A 5,017-nucleotide genomic window follows, 5' to 3' on the forward strand; every position below is an offset into this window, starting at 1 on the left:
TTTTTAATGTGGCTTAAAATCACAATAAAACTGTTTAATTTTTACACATATTGACTGATTATAATTTTATTGATATTTTTATTAAACTACTGAGATTTAACATTAGGACAAATTAATAAAGCAAAACCTTATTGTTATTTACCTAAATTAGGATTCATAAAAACCCTTTCGTATTTTCTTCACTGACAGTTCATTGTTTGATCTTAATACCAAATAATGCTCAACATAGTCGTTTATTGATTGACGCTTAACACCATAAACCCAAAATAGGTCTGACCAGTTTGTTAATTTCACTTTCGCACTTATTCTTTAGTAGATACGTGCCTAAACCAATAAGAAAAAAATATGAAACTAATGACGTTATTGATGACCGCAATATTGCCACTCTCCATGGCGATTGCAGAAAATACGGATACCACCTCAGAACCAGTTACCGCTTATGGCGTAATGAATACGCAAAATAAGCAAACCTACACTTATGTACGCTGTTGGTATCGGCCCGCTGGCAATCATGATGACCCAGCAACAGATTGGGAGTGGGCATTGGATGAACAAGGAAATGACTACACCATTAGTGGTTACTGGTGGTCATCTGTGCGCTTTAAAAATATGTTTTATACTGACACCTCACAATATGAAATAAAGCAGCGTTGTGAAGAGACGCTCGGCGTCAGTCACGATTCTGCAGATATTACTTATTTCGCAGCAGACAATAGGTTCTCATACAATCATTCGATCTGGACTAACGATAAACAAAATGCCAAACCCGTCATTAATAAAATGGTGACCATAGGTGACAGCCTTTCGGATACAGGAAATATATTCAATGCGTCACAATGGAAATTTCCCAATCCTAACTCTTGGTTTTTAGGACACTTTTCCAATGGTTTGGTGTGGACAGAGTATTTAGCAAAAATGTACAATTTACCTGTATATAACTGGGCGATTGGCGGTGCCGCAGGGCGTAATCAATATATCGCGCTGACAGGTGTGAACGATCAAGTCAGCTCTTATCTAAATTACATGACAATGGCCAAAAACTACCAGCCAGAAAATACGCTCTTTACCCTTGAATTTGGCTTGAATGACTTTATGAATTACAACCGTGAAGTATATGAAGTCAAAGCAGATTTTAGCAGCGCGATGATTCGTCTTGTGGATTCAGGGGCCAAAAATATTATTCTACTCACCCTACCCGATGCAACCAAAGCCCCGCAATTTAAATATTCAACAGCAGAAGAGATAGCGAAAGTCAGCGCTAAGATCACCACTTTCAATGCGTTTATTCAGCAACAAGCACTGTATTATCAGATGCAAGGGGTAAATATCATCCTGTTTGATGCTCATAGCTTGTTTGAAAACCTCACAGCCAATCCACAGCAATACGGCTTTGAAAATGCGACCGATGCATGCCTCAACATCAATCGCAATTCAGCTTTAGATTACTTATACCGTCATAGCTTAACCAATGATTGCGCTTACCATAGCTCTGACAAATACGTATTTTGGGGCGTCACGCACCCTACCACGGCCATCCATCAATTGATTGCCAACGAAATCAGTAAAAACTCTCTCGCGTCATTTCAATTTGAATAAGCACGTCTGACCCTGAAGACAGCACGCAAGTGCTGTCTCTAAACCCAAATAGGCATCGCGGTAGCGGCTTTCACTTGACGCATGGCGAGGTGGGTATGCATATCTTTTACATTGTTGAGCCGCTGTAACTGACGCGTAAATGCTTCGTACCCTGATAAATTGGCACTAACGACTTCCAGCAAGTAATCATACGCACCTGAAACCACATGGCAGCTGATCACCTCCTCCATCTCTTTGATTGCCTCTTCAAAACTATCAATGGAAGCGGCTTGATGATTATTCAGGCTAACTTCAACAAAAACCGTCATACCAACTCCGACAGCTTGCCGGCTTAAGCGAGCTTGATAGCCATCAATGATCCCGCTCTCCTCTAATCGTTTCAAGCGTCTTGCGCAGGGAGAAGGTGATAATCCAACCTTTTCTGCAAGCTCTGCGGTGCTTAAGCGTCCCTCTGTTTGTAATAAGGTCAACATGCGGCGGTCTATTCTATCCATTACTCGATCCTTGATGAAATCCACTAACATTTTGCTAATTTATAGCGGATAAGTGCTAAACCATCTAGCAATAAAGGTGAACTTGCCGGATAAAAGTAAGCCGAACCATAGATAATAGTGAGAAACCATCCATTGATGTGAATGAAATTATGATTTATGGCTACCTCGCGATAGGCACCACACTGTTATTATGGTCCGGCTTTTTCCTCTCTTTAAAGGCAGGGGCGAGCGGCCTATTAACCTCTGCGGATATTGCATTAACGCGCTTTTTACTGCCCGCTTTGTTGCTCTCTCCATTGGTTTGGAGAACTCGACATCAATTGCAAAATGTACCTATGCGTTACTTAATTGGTCTATTTATTGGCTGTGGATTGCCCTATTTACTAGTGACAAGCCATGCGATGCACTACGTTCCGGTTTCTGATGGTAGCGCGCTTGTTCCGGGTGTGCTGCCGCTGTTTGTCTCGGGTATAGCGGTGTTGCTGTTTAAACAGCCGTTAAGTCGCCATCGAGTCGCTGGGCTGACTTTAGTGGTGGCAGGGGTTGGTATTTTCCTCTATTCAAGTGCCACTGATTTTGAGTCAAACCGTTTAACCGGGCATTTGATGTTTTTAACTGGTAGCCTAATGTGGGCAGTGTTCACGATTTGTGCGCGGGTAGCTAATTTGCATGCGCTCATCAGCGCGGGATGGGTTGCTTTACTTTCTACTGTTTTATTGGCCGTTCTAATCGCTTTAGGCATCGTCGATAGCTACTTAGCCACACACTCTTTTGCACACTGGCCGTGGAAAGAACTGGCGGGACACATACTGCTACAAGGTGTCGGGGCGGGGCTCATTGCAGCATTTACCTATTTATATGCAGTTTCAACACTCGGCGCAGAACGCTCCGCGGCCTTTGGCTCTGCAACACCAGTCGTGGCAACCTTGTTGGCGATTCCCATTTTTGGTGAGATGCCAACGCCTTTGACTTGGATCGGATTAGGGTTGATAAGCTTAGGTAGCTTGGTTGCCAGTAATGTTTTAATGAAACACGATCATTCGCAACATTACCGGCCCCCAACGCATCAAAAACGAAGCGCTAAACGCTCATATCAGCGATAGCAAATCTCTGCCCAACGAGCCAAACCCGCAGTCACTGAACCAAAGTAGTTACCGCTGACAACGGGTACGTGGGGCAGTTGCTGCTCTACCGCTTGGCGTAATATTGGAGAACGAGCAGATCCGCCCGTCATAAAGATAACATCCGGCTTTACGCCACCTTGTTCAACCGCTTCTTTGACCAATTCCACCATTTTCGCTTTAGGGGATTCAATGGCGTCGATCATTTGCTCACGCTCAATTTGCACTTCGATCTGCTCAGAAAGAAGATCAAGCACCACCTGACATTGCGTAAGATCAGATAGAGCAATTTTTGCCTCTTCTGCACGGCGTACAATTTGATAACCAAGCGTTTCAAAATAGACTTTCAGCAAACGCGCCAACTTTTCTGGTTGCTGCGCCTCTTTGTGTAGCAATTTCAATGCTGCCAAGTTTTGCTGAGCATAGAAGTCACGTTGTGCTTCCACGTTGTTAATTGCAATCGGGTTCCAAAACTGCGTGATCGGCATATCAATGCCAGCAATGGCTTTACTTCCTAATCCAAAAGAAGACATCAACTGTTTGAAAGCAATATAGATATCAAGATCATTGCCTCCGACCCGTTGGCCACTATGCGCAAGCAAACTCGCGGTACGGTCGTCACGCCCTCGCCAACTCGGCCCCATTTTTAGCAATGAACAGTCGGTGGTTCCACCACCGATATCAACCACCAGTACGGTTTGATCTTGCACCAGCGTCGCTTCATATTCTAAGCCCGCCGCAACGGGTTCAAACTGAAAACTGATGTGCTGAAAACCGGCGCGTTTCGCCGCACGTTGTAAAATAGATTCCGCTTGTCGATTGGCCTCTTCACCACCTCGGCCATGAAAGTTAATAGGACGACCAATCACAGCATCTTGGATGGTGCGCTGAAGGTGCTGCTCTGCATTGTGCTTAATATTGACCATCATGGCGCACACCAAGTCTTCGAAAAAACTGACCTGCACATCACGTAAACCTGCCGCACCTAGAAATGATTTAGGGGATTTAACGTAATAAATATCGCGCGGATCCTGCAGATAGAGATCGAGCGCCGCTTGGCCAAAGGCAATGTCTTGCGTGGCAAGTTCAATACTCTCTTCTCTATTCACATTGATCGCGCGGCGAAGTACTTGCTCACCAATTTTATCGCTTGGCGTAATATTGTGATGACGGAACAGATGCTCAGAAATGGACTCTCGCGTCGGGGCGCATATTGTCGAAGGAATGTAGTGGCTTTTGCCTTCTATGGGTAACAATGTTGGCTGCCCATCTTGCATCATCGCGACAGAACAGTTCGCCGTTCCATAGTCAAAACCAATAAACATCGCTACCTCCTAGCATCAGAAAAAGGCCGGCGATCCTACCTTATGATTTTCACAAATACTATCCCCAAGCGACTTGGACTGTCTGGCGAGAAAAGACATGGATTGGTTTACACAAGCCAAGAGACGAAAAAAGACAGCAGCAGGCAGCCCACATAAGCCATTTTAATCACCTTGATATGTTGATAGTGGATAAGACAAGGTGACAAGATAAACAACGGGATCAGGACAAAAATGGGGTTTATACTGAATAGCCAGCTTAACAATACAACAGAAAGTGCATAGTAGAAGAGCCACGAATTTGGAACCGACAACTTTTTGCCAAGTCCCACTATAAATAATAATGCAGCAAGTAAAGGTAACATCATTAATCACACCTTTATGATATTAATTCTCATTTACATCAAATACTAGTCACTGTTCAGCGCAAAAGCAATAGAAAAACTAGGTACATTATCAGACACCAAGAGCCATGCTCAACACA

Annotated in this window: 5 protein-coding genes; 2 read left to right on the plus strand and 3 right to left on the minus strand. The window is 43.9% G+C overall.

The features are described from left to right. The first annotated feature begins 345 nt into the window (after positions 1-345). Entirely contained in the window at positions 346-1,596 is a 1,251-nt protein-coding gene (locus AACU59_RS17905) for an SGNH/GDSL hydrolase family protein (protein ID WP_094123830.1), read from the plus strand. Positions 1,597-1,634: 38 nt separating this feature from the next. Here the strand turns inward: AACU59_RS17905 and AACU59_RS17910 are convergent, their stop codons facing one another. Continuing rightward, positions 1,635-2,090, minus strand: coding sequence for an Lrp/AsnC family transcriptional regulator (locus tag AACU59_RS17910; RefSeq protein WP_026027548.1), 456 nt, complete (start codon positions 2,088-2,090; stop codon positions 1,635-1,637). Positions 2,091-2,239: 149 nt separating this feature from the next. On the opposite strand from AACU59_RS17910, the gene AACU59_RS17915 reads away from it, so the two are divergent. Continuing rightward, positions 2,240-3,193 (plus strand): DMT family transporter, encoded by a 954-nt coding sequence (locus AACU59_RS17915; RefSeq protein WP_176428534.1) that lies wholly within the window; start codon positions 2,240-2,242, stop codon positions 3,191-3,193. Here the strand turns inward: AACU59_RS17915 and yegD are convergent. Continuing rightward, on the minus strand, positions 3,184-4,536 hold the full coding sequence (gene yegD, locus AACU59_RS17920) for a molecular chaperone (RefSeq protein WP_094145100.1): 1,353 nt from the start codon (positions 4,534-4,536) through the stop codon (positions 3,184-3,186). The two genes, AACU59_RS17915 and yegD, sit on opposite strands and share 10 nt — an antisense overlap. 107 nt (positions 4,537-4,643) lie before the next feature. Continuing rightward, positions 4,644-4,901, minus strand: coding sequence for a hypothetical protein (locus AACU59_RS17925; protein WP_094145099.1), 258 nt, complete (start codon positions 4,899-4,901; stop codon positions 4,644-4,646). Between the last annotated feature and the right edge of the window lie 116 nt (positions 4,902-5,017).

Origin of the sequence: Vibrio sp. V23_P3S9T160 (assembly GCF_963886625.1) — a bacterium.
Lineage (GTDB): Bacteria > Pseudomonadota > Gammaproteobacteria > Enterobacterales > Vibrionaceae > Vibrio > Vibrio anguillarum.

Bases quoted from the DNA above. Each gene is read 5' to 3' on its own strand.
- AACU59_RS17925 (WP_094145099.1), bottom strand. From the start codon at position 4,901: ATGATGTTACCTTTACTTGCTGCATTATTATTTATAGTGGGACTTGGC.
- AACU59_RS17910 (WP_026027548.1), bottom strand. From the start codon at position 2,090: ATGGATAGAATAGACCGCCGCATGTTGACCTTATTACAAACAGAGGGA.
- AACU59_RS17905 (WP_094123830.1), top strand. From the start codon at position 346: ATGAAACTAATGACGTTATTGATGACCGCAATATTGCCACTCTCCATG.
- yegD (WP_094145100.1), bottom strand. From the start codon at position 4,536: ATGTTTATTGGTTTTGACTATGGAACGGCGAACTGTTCTGTCGCGATG.
- AACU59_RS17915 (WP_176428534.1), top strand. From the start codon at position 2,240: ATGATTTATGGCTACCTCGCGATAGGCACCACACTGTTATTATGGTCC.